The sequence below is a fragment of the Balneola sp. genome, assembly GCA_002694685.1.
Lineage (GTDB): Bacteria > Bacteroidota > Rhodothermia > Balneolales > Balneolaceae > Gracilimonas.
Map to the genome: position 1 here is coordinate 173,188 of NZMW01000017.1, position 19,601 is coordinate 192,788.

Genomic DNA, 19,601 nt, shown 5'->3' on the forward strand with positions numbered 1-19,601 from the left:
GTATAGACCAGAGTAAGGTTAACATATCAGATCAGAGTTGTTTAAAAATAATCAGTGTTAAATTTATATTACTGTGAAGGTTCAACTTTTAAACGCCTGTTTTGACGAAGTTTCGTAAAATACAGCCACAGGGCTGGTATTATCACTAATAAGCTGATAATCTGTGAGGTAGAAATTAAGCCGTCAAGATAAACGCCCCGGGGATCATTTCTAAAAATTTCTACAAAAGACCGTGCGACAGAATAAAGCATAATAAAAACCAGGAAGATTTCTCCTTTAAAACGCTGCTGTTTTTGCCACCAAAGCAAAATGCCAAATACTACCAATAGGACAAGCGTGGAATAGATTTGGGTGGGGTGCAGTGGGATACCCGTTGGGGCCATCGACATTGAATCAGTAAAGGTAACCGCCCAGGGAAGATCCGTCGGTTTGCCGAAACTGTCTCCCGAAAAGAAGCAGCCCAGTCGTCCAAAGGCGATGCCCAGCGCCAGGCCGGGCGCTGCCATATCGCTAATTTGCCATAAGTCCAGATCATGTTTTCGTACATACCAAATCCCGGCTCCTAGTCCGAACAAGAAACCTCCATAGAACGTAAAGCCTCCATTCCAGAGCATCAGAATTTTCAATGGATTTTGCAGGTACCACTGCAGGCTGCCATCGAACAGGATAGAGAAAAGTCGCGCACCAATAATGGCCCAGAGGACGACGATGACAGCCAGATCCATTATTTTTTGAGGGTCGACGCGGTTTTTTATGGCCTGACGATAAAGCCACCATATTCCTATAAGAATGCCACCAGTGTGAAACAGGCTAACCGTATGAATGGTAAACGGGCCGAGTTCAAAAAGAATGGGTTGCATAGTTTTTAAAAAATGAGGTTAATGTTAGCATTCTACTTCGGCATAGTCGTGCTCTCCATGCTTACACCATACGCATGAGCAGTTTTCGTGCATACACTGTTTGTCTTCCAGCCGGGTTTTGAAAGCCCGGTTGGCGACCGGAAAAACAATCTTTTTATACCAGCTTGGGTTATACTGAGTTCGGAGGGTAGGAATTATATCGTCCTTTTCTGCCAGACGGTCGAGCATAATGGTATATCCCAGGTCTTCCAAGCGGGTAAACAACCAGCGGTTGGCCAACGACACCTCCATTTTTGGGATGATATGCTCTTTGCACAAGTTAGGATAGGAACGATTCTCGATGATGCTTTGGGCCGCCAGATATCCAGAGTGCATGGCATAGCGCATGCCGAAGCCAAACAAGGCGTCTTGAAACCCGGCATTTTCTCCCACATAATAGATGCGGTTGTTTTTAACCAGCGTTTGATTTAGTGAGAAATTGACATAACCGCCAAAATATTTTGAATCCTGTATATCTATCATGATGTGCTTTTTCATTTCACCTAAAGCTTTTTCAAAATAATGGAGGGACTTGGGAAATTTTTCAAACAAACAAGTCGCAAATGTAGCTTTACCCTCATGTACCAATAAATAAGCATAACCATGTGGGGCAATATCATCACCAAGGAAAGCCGCATAGTAATTTTTATGAGTTGTAGAGAAAATGATTCCTTTCGCAATTGCATCACCGCCTTTTGGGCCAGTGCTTATTATTACTCTGCCGTTTTCAGGCACCTTTGTTATTTTTGTTCCCCATTCAAAATGAACTCCTGCTTCTTCTGCTTGCCGCCTCAACCCCTGATCCAGGCTCCATTCGTTAGAACCTCGTTCAATTAAATAAAAAAGGGGTCGTGACATGCTATAATGGTATTTTTGACCAGAAGGATTAAAAAACTCAACATTTTCGAGGGACTCAAAGAGATAATTCACTGAAATACCTATACGGCTCAAAAATTCTTGAGTATCTTCTTCGGTTGACCAGTTTTCGATACCCTGGAAATCATGGTTAAAGCGTTTACCGACCTCATAGTACATTTCATAAACGGTAACCGGAAATCCGGCTTTGGCTAAATTGATAGCAGCTACTAATCCACCAGGGCCGGCTCCAATGATATGTATTTGTTCCTTTTTCATACCAACTTCCAATAGGATTTAAAAAATATTTGAATAGTCCTTAATGTTTTAAGAACAAAATGATTTGAAATGCAATTAGCCGTATCAGGACCAAATGCATAGGGGTTTTTCGGTGCATTAATTAGAAAAACTAAAGGATCTATGACCAGAAATGTAATAGTCAGGTTCTCTTAAGAAAGTATCCTCGCAAGACGGACAACAGAAGAATAGCTCCATGCCCTCATATTCTATATGAGGGGAAAGGACAGGGTTATCTATAGTTAAACCGCTTACAGGACAGATTGCATGATGTGACATAAGTACCTCCCAATGTTTTTACTTTAGATAGAATAATGTTGAATTTCCTGAATCTTCTTTTCGGCAAACTTAATCAGATGCCGGTCAAAAATTTCTTTACAGGTAGTAGTACAGAACGCCCATGTATTGCCATTGACACTACTTTTGGGAGAGCTTTGAGGGTTTATTACCTCTTTTCCGGTTACTACACACTCTTTGTTTAGATTAAGATGTTCCATTTTGCAAAAATTAAATCCCTGCCCAAAGATTACCGACCTCATAGATCCAAAGGCAGGGGTGTTATTTATTGAATATTGTACTTAGTGATGATGATGGTGGCTACCGTTGCTTCCTATAAAATCGGCGGGATTTTCATCAAATGTTGTTTTGCAATTTTCGCAGCAGAAGTAATAGGTTGTTCCCTTGTACTCACTGCTGGGGGCGCTTGTTGGGTCTTCGATTTCGTGTCCCATTACAGGGCAGATGTTTTGTGCTTTCATGGTATCCTCCATGTTATTGGTTGTGATTTATAGATTTATTCAACGATGAGTTTACCTCGCAGCATACCCATCGCACATTGAAATTCGTATTCGCCAGGTGTATCGGGGATAAATTCCACAGAAATGGTTTTATGCGGGGTTAGCGTAGCCTGCTTTCCGAAGTCCGGAAAGATCACCTGCTCGGAGCAGGCGGCCGTCTCTTCGCGAAGGAAATTCAACCTCACCGGCTTACCGGCATCTACTACAATAACATTGGGACTATATCCTCCCTTTACTTTAATCAGGGCTTCCTGTAGCCCACCTGTACCGCTTTGAACACGGGTGCCCTCCGAGCTGGAAAACCAGAAATACCACGCGACAAGCGCGATAAGCAGGATTCCACCGATTAGTACAAAAATTTCATCAAGTGTCATGATAATCTCCTTTTAAGTTTATTTATTAGCTTTTGAAAATTTTGGTTGGAACTTGCGCAGCCGATTAGCATTGGTAACAACTGTTACAGAACTAAAAGCCATGGCGGCAGCGGCAATCAGTGGCGAAAGCAGGATACCAAAGAACGGATACAACAACCCTGCGGCAACCGGCAAACCGGCCGTGTTATAGGCAAAGGCTCCGAACAGGTTCTGTTTGATATTTCTCATCGTCGCCTTGGAAAGCTGGATCGCCAATACCACACCTTTCAGGCTGCCTTTGATCAGGGTGATGTCGGAGGCTTCGATGGCTACATCCGTTCCGGTGCCGATAGCCAGCCCTATGTCGGCCTGGGCCAGCGCTGGTGCATCATTGATGCCGTCGCCTACCATTGCTACTCGTTTACCTTCATTTTGGAGTTTTTGCACATTCAGGGCTTTATCTTCGGGCAGCACTTCGGCCATAACGCGATCCACACCCACTTGGCGTGCAATGGCATCAGCGGTTCGCTGGTTGTCGCCGGTTATCATGACGACCTCCAGTCCCATGTTCTTAAGTTGAGCTATAGCTTCTTTGGAATCGGTTTTTACGGTGTCGGCTACGGCCACGATTCCGGCAGCTTTTCCGCCTATTGCAACAAACATTGGAGTTTTACCTTCATCGGCCAGTTTGGTGCTTTGATCCAGTAAATTGCCTGTATCGATGCCGTTATCTCTCATCATTTTAACATTTCCGAGAAGTACCTTTCGTCCGTTCACTTCGGCTTCTACACCGTGACCGGGCACGGCGTTAAAATTTATGGGGTTCAGAAGAGTAAGTTCTCGTTCTTCTGCTCCTTTTATGATGGCTTCCCCCAGCGGGTGTTCGGAAGCGCGTTCCACGCTGGCACTCATATTCAGAATCTCATCCTCGCTAAAGCCGTTTGCGGTAACAATGTCGGTCAGCTTGGGTTGTCCTTCTGTAATGGTACCCGTTTTATCTAAGACAATGGTATCAAGTTTCTGTGCGGTCTCCAGCGCTTCTCCGCTGCGGATCAGGATACCATTTTCAGCTCCTTTGCCTACACCTACCATTAATGAAATTGGAGTTGCTAAGCCCAGAGCGCAGGGGCATGCAATGATCAGTACCGTAACGGCAACAACCAAAGCGTAAATTAGTGCCGGGGCAGGCCCTATAAGATACCAGACAACGAAAGCAGCGATAGCCAGGATAATGACAGCAGGGACAAAATAACCTGAAACTTTATCCACTACACGCTGGATGGGTGTTTTGGAACTCTGGGCTTCCTCGACCATTTGTACGATCTGTGCAAGTGCCGTGTCTTTGCCTACTTTGGTGGCCTGGAATTTAAATGAACCCGTTTTATTGATGGTGGCGCCAATCACCTCATCACCCTTATGTTTTTCAACCGGGATGGATTCCCCGGTGATCATCGATTCGTCAATAGCCGAAGAGCCTTCCACGATTTCCCCGTCAACCGGTATCTTCTCTCCGGGGCGAACCACAATAATATCGTCTAATACTACTTCTTCAACGGGTATATCTTGTTCCTTCCCATCACGTACTACACGGGCTGTTTTAGCCTGTAGGCCCATTAGTTTTTTAATAGCCTCCGAACTCCGACCTTTTGCTTTAATCTCAAGAGCTAAGCCCAGATTAACTAAAGCAACTACAACAGCGGTAACATCATAAAATACTTCAGCCAATGCTTCAGTTGGAAAGATTTCCGGGAATAATACAGCTACCGTAGAGTACAGCCAAGCTGCCGTAATACCCACTGCAATGAGGGTATGCATATTGGCCGACCGGTTTTTAAAAGCTGCCCAAGCTCCGGTATAGAAATGTGAGCCTGCCCAAAACATTACCGGCAACGTTACCACGCCCATGGAGAACCAAATCCAGTACAGCAGGTCGGTACCCCGTTGGAACTGGTCTGGAAGTCCAAGGAAATCAGGATAGCTGAAAATCATTACCGGAATAGAGATAACCGCTGAAAAGATGAATTTCCACATCAATGATTTATATTCTCTATTCCGTGCCTGTTCATTTTCATCTACAGGGTCACTACTACCCTGATTTCCCTCTGCGGTGTTTTGGGTATCACTCCCGTTCTCATCATATTTATGGGAAATTTCTGATACCTGATATCCCATCCGTTCAATGATGTTTTTAAGAGCAGGATAATCAACTTTTGAGGGGATATATTTTACAAGGGCTGCCTCAGTCCCAAGGTCTATGCTCGCACTGAGTATGCCCGAAGTACCTTCAAGTTCCTCTTCAATTTGCGACACACATGAATTGCAGTGCATTCCGGAAATATGAAGCCGTAACTTCGCATACCCGGTTCTATAACCTGATTTTTTTATAGAATCAATTATTTTCGAAACAGAAACCTCAGAACCTTCATATTCAACATAGGCGTTTTCGGTAGCACCATTAACGACTGCTTTCTTAATGCCCGGCAATTTCCGGAGTTCTTTTTCAATGGTTGTGGCACAGGAAGCACAATGCATATCTACAATAGGCAATTGAATTTTTTCAATACCATTTGTCGTTATTTGGTAGGTAGCCGGAGAATCCTGATGCCTGGCAACATACTTTTCTGGATTCTCATCAAATTTTGTTTTGCAGTTTTCCGAGCAGAATTTAAAGGTCTTATCCTTATAGGTACTTTGATATGGAGAATCATTATCAACTTCCATTCCGCATACAACATCCTTAGCCATTGGTTTCTCCGTTATAGGTTTTAATTCGACTTTTTCATCAAGCCTCTTTTTCAAGTTTCTACCCAATGATAATACCTACTACCTTAAGACAACCTTAAATGAGCTAAAGAATCTGAAATTAATATTTAGATTGATATACTGAGAAAGATGGTTTTTTATTTAGACCTGAAAGGTGAGCCTGATGCTGGTATGTAGTAAAAAAGCAGAGAGGCAAATAGATAAAGTCCTCCACCTGCAATTAAGACTTCTGTAAAACCCCATTCAATGCCAATGATCATCGCTGTGACAGCTCCTGCGACCGAAGCCAACCCGTTGGCACCCCACATCGCCGCAGTAAATTTCTCCAGTCCATGGTTATTCATCATTCTCAGGGTTAGCGGAAAGGGGAAGCCCATGGCAAAACCAATAGATCCGGTGAGTAAGCCAGCCTGCAATGGCACTGAGGCCGCCGACGCAAGAAATTTGTCAAGGAAAAAGTTATAGGTCAGGCTAAGGAAAAACACAGCGATGGTGCTGAAAATAACGGCGAGTGAAAGACGATCAGTTATCCATGCACTACTTAAGCTTCCTACACCAACTCCGAGTAGTAGTGAAAATAATAGTACAGAAGTGGCTGAGACGGGATTGCCGAGATATAACGACAATTTTTGGAAAAGAGCAATTTCCAGCATCATGAACCCTACTCCAAGCAACAGAAACACCAATAGGAACCACTTCATTTTCTTATGGCGGGCAAACGGCTTGACAAACCCGATTTTTACCTGATCCGGAGATTTTTTGACTGATACCACCATCACTACCACCCCAAGCCCAAGTACAAGCAACCCGTAGAGCTGGCGGAAGGGAGAGGGTAAGGTCTTATCAAAATTATAGAAGAAAGGATTATCATCATAAACCGGAGATATATTGAGGGGAAATTTTTTAGCAAAATTCTCCATAGTCATAGTTCCGTCAGAAAGATCATATAGGTTTTGATCAAACATGCTCCATTCTATGGTGGAAGTTGAATCATTCGGAACAGGTAACAAATAGGAGGCTTGTTCCTGAAAGGGTACAAAATAGTCACCCTGATCATATCCCAACTGATGCAGGGCAGCGTGCCTTTCCTGCATGTCTTTGCCTTCAAAAGGTGTTTTTTTAACTACTAAGGCAGGCATATTATGTTTGGAAACCGAGTAGAGATGATTCATCGCTTGCTGGTTGGGAATCCCTCTTTTTTCAAAAGCTTTCAGTGCCAGCCCTAACAGCCGGTAGAGTTCGGCATTACCATGTGTAACAAAAATAATTCTGCCCTCGGGAGTAAGCCGATCCAGGTAGTCGCTGAAAGCCTCTACGGTAAACAGGTAGTTTTCGGTTAAAGCATAGCCGTCGATGCTTCGGCTGCTTTTGGTTACCGGCAGAGCCAACATGAGGAGATCATATTTTTCAGAAGTATTTCGGATAAAACTGCGCCCTTCAACTACTACTATTTCAACATTGGGCAGTTTTGTATATAAACCGCCATTGAAATCCTCATAATCTTTGACTATTTGCACCAAGTCCGGGTTTACTTCAACACCAGTGATAGATGATACGCCGCCGAAAAGAGCTACTAATATGTCTCGCCCGCCACCGGGACCTATAATTAGGGCGCTGTCTTTTTCATTCTCATTTAAAAAGTAAAATGGGAAAAATTGCCCGAAGTTGGAGGTCAAATCACTTCGTAATGTTGAATCATTTAACAATGCCTGAAAACTGAACATAGAAGTGCCAGCGGCTCCGTCAACATAAATCATTTTTTCATCAGGTAATTGGTCGTTCTCAACAAGAGTTGTTTGGCCGAAAGCGCTCCATCTTGTTTCGATAACCCGGCCGTTACCGGAAGCATCATACAATAGCCTGTTGATATCCTTGCTTTGGTTATTTTTGATGGGAAGTATGCCTTGAGGGGCCAGCCAGATACCGCCTGCCGCAAAAAGAAGGGTACTTAACCATAGTATGGATGTACTCCATTTGAGCGATTCGGCTGTCATCAGGATGATCGAAGCCGCCGCTAATACAAATACAACAATGAAGGCCGCTGTGGTTGCCGGAACTGAATTTAGCAGAGAAACTGTCAACAGGGCAGCTAAGGCACCACCGGCAATGTCAAACCCGTATAACAGTGAACTCCGCTCCGGGGCTTGTTGAAAAAAAGATGCGATAGTCATACCGAAAAACAGGAAGGGTAGTACCGGAAGGAATAAGACGGTGTAGGTGATTGGTGTACTCCATGAAGGGGAGGCTGCCTGTGTGAGGTAAAGGATTAGCGCGGTAATTATACCAGCAGCAAGGGCCGTAGAAAGGATGAGCTTGTTTGTACTGATGGAGGGCCAGATTACCCCGCCTTTTTTCAGCAGCAGTCCACCCATACCCAACCCAAGCAAGGCAAGAGACAAAATGGCGAACACGTAATGATAGCTCAGGATAACCGCAAAGATGCGCATCAATACAATCTCATATATTATCATGCCGAACGAGATTAGTGCCAGCGAAATAAGGGTGCGCGTTAACCGTAGAGAATCCAATCCAGGGTTTTTCGGCAACTCAGGTATCATATTATTCATGAATGTTTTTATTGCAACCTGATATAATCAGATGGACAGAGATTGTCTCAGTCTGTTTTCAGTCCCCATCGTTTGTAGAAAAAGTTATAAATGGGTACATAAACCAGCCCGATGTACGCGCCCCAGGCAAAACTCTCGATAAGTCCGAGGAAGAAACTACCGACCGTAATCCATTCGAAGGCGGGTAATACAATTTCCAAGAACTGATGCATGTGGACGCTTTCGGGTGTTACTAAACCATAAATAACGCAGAAAATAAAACTGACTGCTGTAAAAGTACCTGCTGCCCAGCTTACAATTTTAATATTTAACATGATGAATCACCTTTTATTTTGTTATTGATGTTGATATTAGAATCCATTTTTATGTATCGGTTTTACAGAATGATATTGGGAACTTGACCTTGAGGACACCCAAAGCATCAAAGAGCCACTTATACCGGCCAAAATAGAAGTAATCAGGATGCTTAGCTTGGCAATATATCTAAGTTCTTCACTTTGGAACGCCAGATCAGTAATAAAAAAGGACATTGTAAATCCAATGCCTGCAATCAAAGCCACACCGCAAAGTTGCCCCCATGTTACTCCTTCTCCAAGTTGTGCAATGTTTAGTTTTACTAAAATCCATGAAAAGCCAGCAATCCCTATAAATTTGCCAACTATAAGTCCTGCCATGATGCCCAAGCTGATTTGCTGACTCAGAGTATTCAGAATATCACCATGAATATGGATGCCCGCATTTACCAGGGCAAAAACAGGTAGTATAAAAAAGCCGACGATAGGCGATAATCCATGTTCTAATTTTTGTAATGGGGTTTCAGCATCATTGGTTTTACTTTTAATTTTTTCAAGTATCTCCAGTTGACTTTCAGAAATGAAGCTTCCTTTAATGGGAGTGGTTTCTATAAATTTCCGGTGAAGGATCGTTAAATTTTTCAAATAATCTTGTTCCTTAATTTTTACTTTTCCAGGGATGGTAAAAGCGATAAGAATACCGGCAACGGTAGGGTGAACACCTGAAAAGAAAAAGGCCAGCCATACCCCTCCAATACCAATAATGAAATAAAACCAGGCACTCCTGACTCCAAAATAGTTACCTCCTACAAGTACCAGGAAAAAAAGGAAACCATGGAGTAAATCCATTTCAGATATTCCCGAAGTATAGAAAACTGCGATCACCAATACTGCCCCCAAATCATCTACAATAGCAAGAGCAACTAAAAAGACTTTAAGCGAAACTGGCACTCGATTTCCAAACAGAGAAAGTACACCCAATGCAAAAGCAATATCGGTGGCCATTGGTATTCCCCAACCACTTTGTCCAATACCATTACCATTAAAGAATGAATAGATTAGTGCCGGGACAAGCATTCCGCCCACGGCGGCCCCAATCGGCAGTATGGCTTTACGGGGATTCGAGAGTTTTCCACCGAGTATTTCACGCTTTAACTCTAAACCAACAAATAGAAAGAATACGGCCATTAACCCATCATTTACCCACAGCAGCAAGGGCTCAGATAAGGTATTTCCATTTAGCCCAATGAAAATTTCCATATGAATAAATTCATTGTAATATTCTTTTAAAGGAGAATTTGCCCATAGCATAGCGACAATGACTGCCAATAAAATTGCAATACCGGCCCCTGCCTGATTCTTTCCTTTTAGGGATTCCAAAAAAATCACAAGAGGATTTTGCTTTAAAGGTTTCATGCTTATTCCCTTAAGTCAGGCTAATGATGTTGATGTTTGTTTGTGTCATTTTCAGGGTGGTTGTGGTCTTCTGGCGAGTTCTGGCTATGTCCTCTTCCATGCCCTCCGTGTCCACCATGGCCATGACCGAACATATGCATGACTATGAAAAGTATAGTTATTAGTAATAGGAACCAGTTTTCAGCTATCCATTCCATAGTATTCACCTTATCAGTTGTTTCTTGTTTTTCCGTGCCTTCACACGCGGGATTGGTTTTCGTATATTAGTTGTCTTGATATGCTTTTCAAATTCCTGTAAATCATGTTTCAATTCCTTAAAATCATCCAGGCTTATTTCACCACGGGCATAGCATCGGCAGAAATGTTCCATTTGGATTTTTAAGGGATCTTTCTCCAGCTTTCGTCTTATAAATGACACCACTATAAATAATATGAATGCGGCAAGTAAAAACCACCAAAAGAGTGGGATGTTCCATATATAGTCTAACCACATATGTGCCTCCTTTTATTTTTAAAAAATTATTATTCAGAGGGTGCTAAGTTTTTGTCTAACTCAATAATACAATAGGAAGGCTTAAATGAAGCTGAAATTTTATAGCTTACTCCTGAAGAATAAGTATTCAATTAACCTATAACGTTGAGATTTTTTTTAACCAAGTAAAATGTTACGTAGAACAGAAATAATGAAAATGTGAGATAGGGAAGATGAATATTTATTACGTACAATCCGGAGCCTATAAATGAACCGGTTGCAAGTCCCAAGCTGCTTATAGATGCCAAGATTCCCATTCTTTCGCCAACATAATTTTTATTTATTTTGCTGGTAATAGAAGCCAAAGCCGGGCTAATTAATGCCATTCCCAACGCAAGAATGCTCACTACTATTATGATAAGGGTAAAAGAACTTGCCAGCATCAAAAACAACAGAGCTAACCCCACCAAAAAATATCCGATAGGCAACAACCTCTCTTCCCCTAATTGGTCAATTAAATATCCCGTAAAGCCAATCTGACTAATACTCATTCCGAGTGCACAAGCCATGAATATATAGCCCATTTCAATTACACTGTAACCCATAATTTGCTGTGAATGGAGCGCATAAGTACTTTCAAACATGGCTAATGCTGCTTGTGCAATAAGTGCATAGAAAAGAATCGGGAGCATTTCCCCCTTTATAATACTCAATAAACCAAATTTACTTGGGGGGTTGCTATTGTTTACGACTGGAGATGGATCACCTGGCATCCATATTATCAAAGCTGCTAGAGCCAACAGCGAAAAACTTCCTGCAAATATAAATGGTACAGTGTAAGGGGTTGCAACCAGCAGCTTCCATGACCATTCGGTAAACCAGCCAACGTCCATAAAGAAAGAACTCAGTACTGGTCCAAAAATTACCCCCAAGCTAGCTGATCCACCTACCCACGCCAATAGTTTACCTCTATTTTTTACTGTGCTCAGATCCGTAACCCATGAGTTAACTGTGGGGAGAACAGAGGCTGAAAATAGTCCTCCTACTATTCGAAGCACATAAAGCAAGACCAAGTCGTTAGTCCACCCAAAAAAAATCAGCGAGAGTGCATAACCGCCCATACCTGCTGTCAACACGGGAAATCGGCCAATACGGTCGGACCAGCGTCCCCATAAAGGGGCAGCAATAAACTGCATCAGCGGGAAAATGCCTGTCATAAGACCTACATGCACGGCCGGTGATAGAAGGAATAACTCATTTGAACGTACTGATTTTTCTACAAAAAATGGAAGAATTGGAAGGGTTAGTCCGTAGCCGATCATCACTAGAAACAGACAGATCAGCAGGATGCCAATCTGTTTATTAATCCTGAGTATTGATGATCTACTTGTCATTTTAAATTTATAGTCTTACGAAGTATTTATATGGCGGATGATTGTTGGTTGAAGGCTTTTTATTTCTAATAAAATTTTTAACAAGCAGTAAATCGATACTAATCAAGCTTGTTTACAGTATTTCCTGATCGTTGAATGAACTGCTTCCATTTTCCTTTCATCGGAAGAAAAGCCGGGACGTTCCGTTTGTATTTGAGATATTCTTCACCAAACTCCTCGATCACTTTCTTCTCTTCCCTTTTGGCAAGCAGGACATAAGCGATAACGATGACCGGGAACAGGCCTACGGAGAATATGGTGGGCCAGTGAATGACACCCTCTCCAAAAAGCCCGATAAACAACCCCGTATATTGGGGATGCCTAACCAGCCCGTATAACCCGTCGGTAGCAAGCCTGTTTTCCTGTTTGGCGCGATACAGTTGGCGCCAGCCCTGGATGAAAATGCCAAATCCACCAAAAAGAAGGATATAGCCCGCAATCATCGAGATCATCATCCCCGTTTCACCAACGCCCACTAAAGTAGACCAAAGGTTGGCGTTTAGATCACCACTACCACTATCCAACCCCAGGAACCGAACCATCAGATAAATGGTAAGCGGGAAGCCGTACATCTCCGCATACAATGCGATGATGAAGCCCTGAATCAATCCTGCTCCTATCCACTCCCTCCAAGTTTTTGGGGCCAGATATTTGTATAAAAGCCAAGACGCAATAACGATAACAAAAAGTGCTAACACCCAGGCACCTGAATGTTCAATTCCTCGTTCCATGTGAATATTCCGTTTAGATTAAATGTATGTTAGGAATGAAAATGGTGTTGTTTATATGAACCGCTGTGTAATGCCCAGCGAATGGTTCGTTTTGGTAATGGATTTTTGAGGATCCGACTCGGTGCCGGTAAGCGCTCGGATGGCGTCGATAGTTTCGGGAATAACGATGGCCTGATTATCGACCAGGTAGGCGTAATACAACTCATCGCCTTCCACTTTGAGCATATCTTCCCAGATGGCCACTTCGTACATATCGCCGTGCGGGCGTCCCAGGTCCAGCATCAGCTCCTTAACGGCGTTATTGGCGGAAAGGTCGTCGCTCATATTTATAAAGGCCGTTCGGGTAGAAGTGCCGAAAGCCTCCAGGACTTCCTCTTTAGATGCATTTTTGGTTAATTGCACGGTCCAGTAATGCATATGGGAAAGTGTTTGGGGTACTTTTACCGCGGCAGTTACCACGTCCAGTTCGGGATCTACGCTCTGGGCATCCGGGCCCTGGTGACTGGGAATTTCCGGTTCAGGAACCATTGTATTCATGATACCGTTTTTGTGGCTTTCCCACGGATCGGTAGCTCGGCGCAACAGCGTACCACGTGCTTTATTCAGTAATCCCGCTCGTTTTAATGCGCTGAGGGTCCGTACGATAGAGGTGGTGTTGCAGGAGACCACGCGGGTACTTTCCCGATTTAAAGCAGAGGCATAATTATTTTCCGCGCTGAAGGAATGCCCGGTCGTCTCGTGCTTTTCCCCGCCCTGCACAATAAACTTCACACCGGCCGTTTTGTACCGTTCGGCATTCTGGGTACCGAACTTTTTGGGAGCGCAATCCACCACCAGGTCAGCGAGCTCAAGCAGGTCATCAAGATCGCCGGCTACCGGAATATGTTTCTCCCTCATTGTCTTGCGGCCTTCTTCGGTATTGGCAAACACGGCGTATCCTTTAGCTGCCGCTGCCTTTATTCTCCAGTCGGCAGCTACATCACCGATGCCCACCAGTTCCATATCTTCTTGCAAGGTTACTGCTTCCGCCACTCGTTTTCCGATGACGCCATATCCGTTTACGGCTATTTTGATCTTTTCCATTGTTGTATTTTTTTTACTTGTTTAGTTTTAAAACTTTTTTACGCTCCTCAAACTCTTCGCGTTCTATTTCTCCACGAGCTAACCTCTTAGTCAGTATACCCATTGCGTCTTCCCGTACAACTCTACCGCGCCAATATGGAATCAAATCCAAAAAAACCAAAAGGAGTCCTATCGAAATCACAATCCACCAGATCCAGTGCATGCCAAAAAAGTGGTGATTGTAAAACATGATTTTGTAATATTTATTTAACTAAAAATGTAGTAATCGGTTATTTAAACGATTATCCGTAAGATAGATGCAAGTGCCTTAAATAAAGCTTAAACCAAAGAATGAAGTTTATGTCTCCTGATATATTCAGATGTGAGATAACCATTGCGTATGTAGAACATACACTACACTAAAAACAAAAATCCATAATCAAAAGGATATAAAATGACAGAATTAAAGCTCACTCAGTTTATTATTCCGGTGATAGTATTGCTCATTATTACAGCCAGTTATATTTATTATTCAAGAAAAGTCTCAGAGAAAAATGTGTTCAACAAACTCCTATTAAAAATCAGCGGCCTGGCTTTTTTGCTTAACCTTGTGTGGGAGATCGCCCAGGGACCGCTTTATTCGGGCTATGTCTATGATTTAAATCATATTTCTTTTTGTGCATTGGCATCCGTAGCCGATATGTTGATGGTATTGCTTCTTTATTTTGCTTTTAGCCTGTTTTATAAAGATCCGTATTGGCTAGGCAGAATGACCATCCGTAACGTGATCGGTTTGGTTCTTATCGGCGGGGTAGGGGCCATTTTGGGAGAACTCAGACACCTTGCAGCCGGGAGCTGGAGCTACTCTGATGCAATGCCGCTGCTACCTTACGTAGAAGTCGGCTTATCTCCCGTATTGCAATTTATGATGCTGCCGACTTTGATTTTTTATCTCGGCCGCTTATCCATAAAAAAGTTCAATGAAGTTGATTCCCCTTAAAAAAATCCGCATTCATCTACCTATCTCGTTCCGTTTTAATAAGTCTTGTCCCCGGATGGTTCTTTATCATAATAAGTTTGGTCGACTTTTTGCCTCCAGTAGGTTAACTCAAGCTGATTCGTGGCCTCTGCAAAAGATGGTTTTTCATAATAGACACCATTGATCTCAAGTATGGGTAATATCAGTGGATTACCCAGCTTCGATATCAACTCGTTAGCTTTTGATCTATCATACCGAAGATCGATAAAGGTGAAATTTTGCTGTCTCTCTCTCAGAAGGTTAACTACGTTTTTTAAATATTCACACCATTCCTTACAATAAATAGTGATAGTTATACTTTTTTCTATGTGGTTATTATTGGAATCATTCATCTGTTCACTGAATTATTTTTAACATTACATATATCCATGGCTTCCTCAAAGACCTTGTTCATGGTATGATTATCAAGCCCAACGCTCTTAAGAACTTGCTTGTCCTCACATATCTGCTTGCAGAAGACAACATTTTGTTCCAAAAGGAGCTTTTTCTTTTGATTGCTTAGGGTTGTCAGGCTTGTAATCGGATGAAGATGTACATGGCTTATTAGGTCTTTTAGTCCGTTATTTTCCGGATAATCCCAGCTTAAGAGTTTAAGACCTACACATTTTCCATACTGCTGGGCATCTGTAGTGAAACGGGTGTTTGTAACTACCCAGGCCTGGTGTTGTTTGTCTTCGTGGCCGGATTGGCTCCTCCAGTTTCTTTCTACATCCTTGAATCGTGATTGAATGTAAAGTGGAATTTTTACATTACATTTATGACCTTTCCGGTTGTGAAATTTACACTCGATCATAAAATGTTCGTCGTCTTTTTCTGCGATAACATCAATTTCATGGGAGACGCAATTCCCGTTAACAATAACTCCGGTATCAGTTTGATAACCGAGCCTGTTTAGAAGTTCTCCGATAAATTTTTCAAAAGGATAGCCGGAAGGCCCTAATTCCAGCAGGGCTTCTTTTAATTTATATCTGCCAGCCGAAGAATTTGAGTATTGCCTGAGCTGCTTAAAAGCTTCTCTGTATATTTTTTCAGTCGTTATCCCTTCAAATAGAATCCGTTGGATAGAGTGAATAATCTTGTCTGTAATCTGTTGATCGGCACCTGCTTTTCTGAGAGAATTGCGAAGCTTACTCTCATAAAAAGGTTCCCTTTCTCCGGACGCTTTAATTACGTTAAAGGTTGCCATTTTTTTTATTTTTAGGCCGTTTGTTGACTAATTACTTTGCAGTAGAATTTTTTTTCGTTCTTCAAATTCTTCGTGTTCTATTTCACCGCGGGCAAACCGCTTTTTTAATATATCCAGAGGATCTTCAGTGGTATCGGTTTTAGGCCTGTATGGAATCACATCAAAAACCACCAGGAGAATGATGACTATGATAATGACCCACCAGATCCAGTGCATGCCTATAAAGTGATGATCAAATAACATGGTGCTAAGGTGTTTTGTTACTATTGAATGTATGCTGTGCCATCAGTCGCATGCCACAGCAAGATACTGTCAGTAAGATAAACCATGAGTCTTAAAACAAGCTTAAATATTGAAAATATATCTGATTAAATGCCTGTGTCCAGAGGCTAATTGGCTTGATTTTGCTCCAGCAGATGAATCAGGTCCGTGTGGGATATAATTCCTGCCAGACGATCATCATTCAGCACCGGAAAAACACGCTGGCCTGATTGCTGAATCTTCGACACTAACTCGTATATAAGTGTTCCCGGGGCCAGGGTTTGTACCTCTTCTTTAATCAGGGTTACCACCGGATTATCAAAATGCCCCTTTTGTATTTCCTCGATGATCCTCTCATAGGATACGAGCCCCACAAAGCGATCTTCATGATCGGTTATAACCAGTTCGGGTTCCCGGCTTTCCATAAAGGCGGCTGCCGCCATTGATACGGAAGCTGTTTGGGGGAGTACATGAAAATCGGTCGTTATCAGATCTTTGGCCTTTACTTCCCGCAAGGATTCCTGCAATCCTACTTGGTTAGCTTCCGCCCCGGCACCGAGAAAAACAAAAATTCCGATAAAAAGCAGAAACGGATTATAAAACAGGCCGAAAAGAACAAAACCAATAGCCAACAGCTGCCCGACCGAAGCGGCCACACGGGTGGCCTTGCTTCTTTTCATTATGAAGGCCAGCAATGCCCGGAGCACCCGCCCACCGTCCATCGGGAAAGCAGGTATCAGGTTAAACAGAACCAAAATAATATTGATCACCAGCAGGTCGGCCAAAAAATTACCGCCGGTTATGTGATGGCTCAGTTCCATATTGCTTTGCCCCAATACCAACATGATGAGGTACAACCCGATTGCAATTACTACATTAACAGCCGGCCCGGCAATGGCTACCACCAGTTCCTCTTTGGGATCTTCGGGCATGCTTTCCAGCCGGGCTACCCCGCCGATGGGAAGCAGGTTGATATCCCGGGTTCCGATGCCATACCTTCGTGCCGCCAGGGCGTGGCCGAATTCGTGGAGGGTGACGCATGCAAACAGGGCAGCAAGGAAAAGCAGCCCGATTAATATTTCAAAAAGCCCGTGTCCCTGTTGCAAATGCATCCAGGAGAGCCAAATGACCAGTAAGATGAAGGTCCAGTGAATAAAGACCTTGATACCGGCAGGTTTTCCGATGTAAAGTGACCATTTCATGGCAATAACCGTTATAATTTTTGTTGTTAACTGTCGAACATGATCCAAGTCACCTTAGCATGTGAGCAGCTGGAGGATTTTCAGTGCCTAATCTTACAGGAATTTCCTGAAGCTGCGCACCGCCCAGAAGCCGGTCAACTTTATCAGCAAGATTGCGAATCAGATTTTTCAGTGTGTCCATAATAAAGTGGGTTAACCGGTTCACATTTCAAGTTCATAATTTAACATACAAACGCATTGCTGAAATAAAGCTTAAACTGGTAAGAGATTTTGCAATTATATTGCTTCTATATATAAGGGTGGCCGTCACTTTACCCTTATAAAGATGATTGGATAGGCTGGATCAAAATAGGTCAATGGACAGCAGCAAGAGTAAAAATTCTTGGCCACTAATTATTTGTAGATCGAAGCAATTCAGACAAGCATTACATAATACTTAGTTACTTGGGTCGCGTTTACTATTACTGATTTCTGCCCCCTATTACTATAAAGCTGAGTAAAATTATAAAACGGCTGTATTTTGGCATAGATGTTCATTTTGCAACGAATTTCGGAAGAGTGTTTAGATTACGCACCCTACCGAAATTTCTTTGCTGGAAAGACATCAACGTTGATTCATTTGTGCCATTGTATTACTGAGCGTTTGGAATGCTCCTCATTGACTCACTTGCTTCATAAAGTCACTAACTAGTATTTGTTGCTCTGTGGTTCTGAGCCCTTTCGGTGATGACCGATCATTAGAATATGGCAGGCAAGCATAGCTACAATTGCTAATGCAGTTGCTATTCCTTTATTTAAACCAAGTGCCGGGGCAATGAAGAGAAACAAAAATACGGCCCCGCACCCGATTATCATCCATAGAATGTACTTATTCATTGTATAAGAGTGTGCTATTGGGTTTAACTTCTTACGTAAAATATTGTGTTAAACTAAACTCTAGATATCCGGCGGTGAAGCTTGAATATCTCTTGAGTTTGATTAATTATGATGCTTTTGATGGTCGTTGCCTTTCATTCCATCTTTTTTGTCCATCATTCCCTCGCCATTCATCATATTTCCCTGCATCATTTGCATGCAGGTCATATGCATTTTCATCATGGATGAATCACCCATCATTTCCATCATTTTAGAGTGGTCCATTTCTCCATCCTGCATCATAGACTGCATCATCTTCATGTGGGCTTGCATGCGTTCTTTCATTTCAGGGTTATCCATCATATTCTGCATATTGCCCATCATCATGGTGCTGTCCATCTTCATAGAGCCCATCATTTTTTGCATCATCTGCTTACGCATTTCGGGGCTTTGTGCCATATGATCCATCATCATCGAGCGCATGGTAGAATCCTGCATCATTTCCTGCATCTGTTGTTTCTTTTGATTCATATCCTGCTGTTGAGCAAAGCTCATTCCTGCAGAAAAAAGAAGAATCGTAAGTGTAAGTGTAAGTGTTTTCATGATAGTGTTAGTTTATATATTGTGTTTTTAGTTATTACATATCTTTTTAAAAAAAGACACTGGGTCCTCTAGTGCCATCTTTAATACGAATAGCTTCGTCAATTGAAGAAATAAAAATTATGCCATCACCCTCAGTTCCGGTGGAAGCTTTCTTTTGTATGATATCTGCAATTCTTGAGGCGTCTTTGTCGTGAGCGGCAATTTCAATCTTTATCAGTTCTGCATGCATCGCTGGAAAGTCTAATGAACCATGTTGTTTGTTCGGATCAATATACCTACCGGTACCCTCACCTTTAAATACCGTCATACCAATTACTCCATGATGTCGCAATTCTTTATAAATTTCTTCAAGTAAAATCGGTCTGATCAAAACTTTTAGCAGCTTCATGATATTTAGGTTTCTATTAATAATGGCTAAAACACACACTTTCAGAGTGTTTTAAGGTATTTTCTAATCTCAAAATAAGAACCCTAGCTTAAATCAAGCTTAAATAAATAAATCAAAGAATTCATAGAG

24 protein-coding genes are annotated in these 19,601 nt (G+C 42.4%); 1 reads left to right on the forward strand and 23 read right to left on the reverse strand.

All coding sequences use genetic code 11. The annotated features are described in order from the left end of the window. Positions 1-68 precede the first annotated feature (68 nt). From lgt to CL667_16910, 16 genes are all read right to left on the reverse strand, one after another. Positions 69-860 carry a prolipoprotein diacylglyceryl transferase gene (gene lgt / locus CL667_16835; GenBank protein MAL19365.1) on the reverse strand — a complete coding sequence of 264 codons (792 nt, stop codon included), beginning with the start codon at positions 858-860 and terminating at the stop codon, positions 69-71. 24 nt (positions 861-884) lie between these two features. Next, the gene (locus CL667_16840; protein ID MAL19366.1) at positions 885-2,033 is read right to left on the reverse strand and encodes a hypothetical protein; all 1,149 of its coding nucleotides are present in this window, start codon (positions 2,031-2,033) and stop codon (positions 885-887) included. A 117-nt stretch (positions 2,034-2,150) separates the two neighbouring features. Next, a complete protein-coding gene (locus CL667_16845) occupies positions 2,151-2,330 on the reverse strand; it encodes a hypothetical protein (GenBank protein MAL19367.1) in 180 nt (59 codons plus the stop codon). Positions 2,331-2,353: 23 nt separating this feature from the next. Further along, complete coding sequence (locus CL667_16850) at positions 2,354-2,590, reverse strand: hypothetical protein (protein ID MAL19368.1); 237 nt, start codon at positions 2,588-2,590, stop codon at positions 2,354-2,356. A gap of 39 nt (positions 2,591-2,629) precedes the next feature. After that, entirely contained in the window at positions 2,630-2,821 is a 192-nt protein-coding gene (locus CL667_16855) for a YHS domain-containing protein (GenBank protein MAL19369.1), read from the reverse strand. Between the two features lie 23 nt (positions 2,822-2,844). Next, positions 2,845-3,222: a copper-transporting ATPase gene (locus tag CL667_16860; GenBank protein MAL19370.1), complete on the reverse strand. Its 378-nt coding sequence runs from the start codon at positions 3,220-3,222 to the stop codon at positions 2,845-2,847. An 18-nt stretch (positions 3,223-3,240) separates the two neighbouring features. Further along, on the reverse strand, positions 3,241-5,946 hold the full coding sequence (locus tag CL667_16865) for a copper-translocating P-type ATPase (GenBank protein MAL19371.1): 2,706 nt from the start codon (positions 5,944-5,946) through the stop codon (positions 3,241-3,243). A gap of 155 nt (positions 5,947-6,101) precedes the next feature. After that, positions 6,102-8,531, reverse strand: a complete 2,430-nt coding sequence (locus CL667_16870; protein ID MAL19372.1) for a hypothetical protein — start codon at positions 8,529-8,531, stop codon at positions 6,102-6,104. A 47-nt stretch (positions 8,532-8,578) separates the two neighbouring features. After that, the gene (locus CL667_16875; protein MAL19373.1) at positions 8,579-8,845 is read right to left on the reverse strand and encodes a hypothetical protein; all 267 of its coding nucleotides are present in this window, start codon (positions 8,843-8,845) and stop codon (positions 8,579-8,581) included. Positions 8,846-8,881: 36 nt separating this feature from the next. Beyond that, positions 8,882-10,240 carry a Na+/H+ antiporter NhaA gene (nhaA, locus tag CL667_16880; GenBank protein ID MAL19374.1) on the reverse strand — a complete coding sequence of 453 codons (1,359 nt, stop codon included), beginning with the start codon at positions 10,238-10,240 and terminating at the stop codon, positions 8,882-8,884. Positions 10,241-10,260: 20 nt separating this feature from the next. Beyond that, on the reverse strand, positions 10,261-10,437 hold the full coding sequence (locus CL667_16885) for a DUF2933 domain-containing protein (protein ID MAL19375.1): 177 nt from the start codon (positions 10,435-10,437) through the stop codon (positions 10,261-10,263). A 5-nt stretch (positions 10,438-10,442) separates the two neighbouring features. Next, positions 10,443-10,733, reverse strand: a complete 291-nt coding sequence (locus CL667_16890; GenBank protein ID MAL19376.1) for a hypothetical protein — start codon at positions 10,731-10,733, stop codon at positions 10,443-10,445. Positions 10,734-10,864: 131 nt separating this feature from the next. Further along, on the reverse strand, positions 10,865-12,106 hold the full coding sequence (locus CL667_16895) for a hypothetical protein (GenBank protein MAL19377.1): 1,242 nt from the start codon (positions 12,104-12,106) through the stop codon (positions 10,865-10,867). A 98-nt stretch (positions 12,107-12,204) separates the two neighbouring features. Beyond that, a complete protein-coding gene (locus CL667_16900) occupies positions 12,205-12,876 on the reverse strand; it encodes an isoprenylcysteine carboxyl methyltransferase (protein MAL19378.1) in 672 nt (223 codons plus the stop codon). A gap of 51 nt (positions 12,877-12,927) precedes the next feature. Continuing rightward, complete coding sequence (locus tag CL667_16905; protein MAL19379.1) at positions 12,928-13,959, reverse strand: type II glyceraldehyde-3-phosphate dehydrogenase; 1,032 nt, start codon at positions 13,957-13,959, stop codon at positions 12,928-12,930. A gap of 13 nt (positions 13,960-13,972) precedes the next feature. Beyond that, a complete protein-coding gene (locus tag CL667_16910) occupies positions 13,973-14,191 on the reverse strand; it encodes a hypothetical protein (GenBank protein MAL19380.1) in 219 nt (72 codons plus the stop codon). Positions 14,192-14,392: 201 nt separating this feature from the next. On the opposite strand from CL667_16910, the gene CL667_16915 reads away from it, so the two are divergent. After that, positions 14,393-14,938 carry a hypothetical protein gene (locus CL667_16915; protein ID MAL19381.1) on the forward strand — a complete coding sequence of 182 codons (546 nt, stop codon included), beginning with the start codon at positions 14,393-14,395 and terminating at the stop codon, positions 14,936-14,938. Between the two features lie 35 nt (positions 14,939-14,973). Here CL667_16915 and CL667_16920 read toward each other — a convergent pair whose 3' ends face one another. The 7 genes from CL667_16920 to CL667_16950 all read right to left on the reverse strand — a co-directional run bounded on the left by CL667_16920 (position 14,974) and on the right by CL667_16950 (position 19,511). Then, the gene (locus CL667_16920) at positions 14,974-15,309 is read right to left on the reverse strand and encodes a hypothetical protein (GenBank protein MAL19382.1); all 336 of its coding nucleotides are present in this window, start codon (positions 15,307-15,309) and stop codon (positions 14,974-14,976) included. Next, positions 15,306-16,163, reverse strand: coding sequence for an ATPase (locus CL667_16925; GenBank protein ID MAL19383.1), 858 nt, complete (start codon positions 16,161-16,163; stop codon positions 15,306-15,308). Before CL667_16925 ends, CL667_16920 begins: the two co-directional genes overlap by 4 nt. Positions 16,164-16,190: 27 nt before the next feature. Continuing rightward, a complete protein-coding gene (locus tag CL667_16930) occupies positions 16,191-16,379 on the reverse strand; it encodes a hypothetical protein (protein ID MAL19384.1) in 189 nt (62 codons plus the stop codon). A 173-nt stretch (positions 16,380-16,552) separates the two neighbouring features. Continuing rightward, entirely contained in the window at positions 16,553-17,674 is a 1,122-nt protein-coding gene (locus tag CL667_16935) for a hypothetical protein (protein MAL19385.1), read from the reverse strand. A 639-nt stretch (positions 17,675-18,313) separates the two neighbouring features. Continuing rightward, positions 18,314-18,502, reverse strand: coding sequence for a hypothetical protein (locus CL667_16940; protein ID MAL19386.1), 189 nt, complete (start codon positions 18,500-18,502; stop codon positions 18,314-18,316). A gap of 102 nt (positions 18,503-18,604) precedes the next feature. Then, complete coding sequence (locus CL667_16945) at positions 18,605-19,084, reverse strand: hypothetical protein (protein ID MAL19387.1); 480 nt, start codon at positions 19,082-19,084, stop codon at positions 18,605-18,607. A gap of 46 nt (positions 19,085-19,130) precedes the next feature. After that, entirely contained in the window at positions 19,131-19,511 is a 381-nt protein-coding gene (locus tag CL667_16950; GenBank protein MAL19388.1) for a transcriptional regulator, read from the reverse strand. Positions 19,512-19,601: the final 90 nt, after the last annotated feature.

Excerpts from the sequence above, each read along its gene's own strand:
- lgt (MAL19365.1), bottom strand. The coding sequence starts at position 860 with ATGCAACCCATTCTTTTTGAACTCGGCCCGTTTACCATTCATACGGTT.
- CL667_16840 (MAL19366.1), bottom strand. The coding sequence starts at position 2,033 with ATGAAAAAGGAACAAATACATATCATTGGAGCCGGCCCTGGTGGATTA.
- CL667_16845 (MAL19367.1), bottom strand. The coding sequence starts at position 2,330 with ATGTCACATCATGCAATCTGTCCTGTAAGCGGTTTAACTATAGATAAC.
- CL667_16850 (MAL19368.1), bottom strand. The coding sequence starts at position 2,590 with ATGAGGTCGGTAATCTTTGGGCAGGGATTTAATTTTTGCAAAATGGAA.
- CL667_16855 (MAL19369.1), bottom strand. The coding sequence starts at position 2,821 with ATGGAGGATACCATGAAAGCACAAAACATCTGCCCTGTAATGGGACAC.
- CL667_16860 (MAL19370.1), bottom strand. The coding sequence starts at position 3,222 with ATGACACTTGATGAAATTTTTGTACTAATCGGTGGAATCCTGCTTATC.
- CL667_16865 (MAL19371.1), bottom strand. The coding sequence starts at position 5,946 with ATGGCTAAGGATGTTGTATGCGGAATGGAAGTTGATAATGATTCTCCA.
- CL667_16870 (MAL19372.1), bottom strand. The coding sequence starts at position 8,531 with ATGAATAATATGATACCTGAGTTGCCGAAAAACCCTGGATTGGATTCT.
- CL667_16875 (MAL19373.1), bottom strand. The coding sequence starts at position 8,845 with ATGTTAAATATTAAAATTGTAAGCTGGGCAGCAGGTACTTTTACAGCA.
- nhaA (MAL19374.1), bottom strand. The coding sequence starts at position 10,240 with ATGAAACCTTTAAAGCAAAATCCTCTTGTGATTTTTTTGGAATCCCTA.
- CL667_16885 (MAL19375.1), bottom strand. The coding sequence starts at position 10,437 with ATGGAATGGATAGCTGAAAACTGGTTCCTATTACTAATAACTATACTT.
- CL667_16890 (MAL19376.1), bottom strand. The coding sequence starts at position 10,733 with ATGTGGTTAGACTATATATGGAACATCCCACTCTTTTGGTGGTTTTTA.
- CL667_16895 (MAL19377.1), bottom strand. The coding sequence starts at position 12,106 with ATGACAAGTAGATCATCAATACTCAGGATTAATAAACAGATTGGCATC.
- CL667_16900 (MAL19378.1), bottom strand. The coding sequence starts at position 12,876 with ATGGAACGAGGAATTGAACATTCAGGTGCCTGGGTGTTAGCACTTTTT.
- CL667_16905 (MAL19379.1), bottom strand. The coding sequence starts at position 13,959 with ATGGAAAAGATCAAAATAGCCGTAAACGGATATGGCGTCATCGGAAAA.
- CL667_16915 (MAL19381.1), top strand. The coding sequence starts at position 14,393 with ATGACAGAATTAAAGCTCACTCAGTTTATTATTCCGGTGATAGTATTG.
- CL667_16920 (MAL19382.1), bottom strand. The coding sequence starts at position 15,309 with ATGAATGATTCCAATAATAACCACATAGAAAAAAGTATAACTATCACT.
- CL667_16925 (MAL19383.1), bottom strand. The coding sequence starts at position 16,163 with ATGGCAACCTTTAACGTAATTAAAGCGTCCGGAGAAAGGGAACCTTTT.
- CL667_16930 (MAL19384.1), bottom strand. The coding sequence starts at position 16,379 with ATGCACTGGATCTGGTGGGTCATTATCATAGTCATCATTCTCCTGGTG.
- CL667_16940 (MAL19386.1), bottom strand. The coding sequence starts at position 18,502 with ATGAATAAGTACATTCTATGGATGATAATCGGGTGCGGGGCCGTATTT.
- CL667_16945 (MAL19387.1), bottom strand. The coding sequence starts at position 19,084 with ATGAAAACACTTACACTTACACTTACGATTCTTCTTTTTTCTGCAGGA.